Genomic DNA, 949 nt, shown 5'->3' with positions numbered 1-949 from the left:
CCGGGTGCGCGGCGGCGCGCGGCCCGCGGGGTGTCCGGGCCGGAGACGTAGGCGGCCCGGAAGCGCACCAGCTCGTCGGTGCCCGCGGACAGGTACGCGGCGCCGGGCGTCGGCGGGAGCAGGTGCGCGTCGGGCACGCCCAGCACCGCGCGGGACTCCGCGGCGGAGAAGGTGCGCAGCGCGATCCGGTAGGACAGGTGCGACTCGAGACCGCGCAGCCGTCCCTCCTCCAGTCGCTGCGAGGCCAGCAGCAGGTGGATGCCGAGCGAGCGGCCGAGCCGCCCGATGGTCACCATCAGGTCGATCATCTCCGGCCGCTGGGCGAGCAGCTCGGAGAACTCGTCGACGACGACCAGCAGCGACGGCAGCGCCGCCAGCGGTGCCCCGTCCCGGCGCAGCGCGTCGTGCTCGGCCAGCGACGACAGGTTCCCCGCGGCGCGCAGCACCTCCTGGCGGCGGGTGATCTCCCCGGCGAGCGCGTCGGCCATCCGGTCGACCAGGGTCAGCTCCTCGGCCAGGTTGGTGATCACCGCGGAGGTGTGCGGCAGCCCGGCGAGCCCGAGGAACGTCGCGCCGCCCTTGAAGTCGACGAGCACCAGGTTGAGCTCCTCGGCGGTGTGCGTCGCCACCAGCCCGAGGACGAGGGTGCGTAGCAGCTCGCTCTTGCCGGAGCCGGTCGCGCCGATGCACAGCCCGTGCGGACCCGCACCGCCCTGCGCGGACTCCTTGAGGTCGAGCAGCACCGGCCGGCCGCCGTCGTCGTCGGTGCCCAGCGGGACCCGCAGCCGCTCCCCCGGCCCCCGCCGGCCGCGCAGCGCGGCGACCCCGGCCGGGTCCGTCGTGGACAGTCCGAGCAGCGACGGCAATCCGGTCGCCACACTGTCCACACCGGACGCGACGAGGTCGGCGTCGCCGTCCGGGCGGTAGCGCGCGAGCCGGCGTGCGAGTG

At 76.0% G+C, this 949-nt stretch carries 1 protein-coding gene; it reads right to left on the bottom strand.

All coding sequences use genetic code 11. The features are described from left to right. Positions 1–949: FtsK/SpoIIIE domain-containing protein (locus GTW08_RS02885; protein ID WP_255497403.1), on the bottom strand; the 949-nt coding region annotated here is incomplete at both ends.

Source organism: Pseudonocardia sp. SID8383 (assembly GCF_009864975.1).
In the GTDB taxonomy this organism is placed as follows: domain Bacteria; phylum Actinomycetota; class Actinomycetes; order Mycobacteriales; family Pseudonocardiaceae; genus Pseudonocardia; species Pseudonocardia alni.
This window is presented reverse-complemented; position numbering and strand designations above follow the sequence as displayed.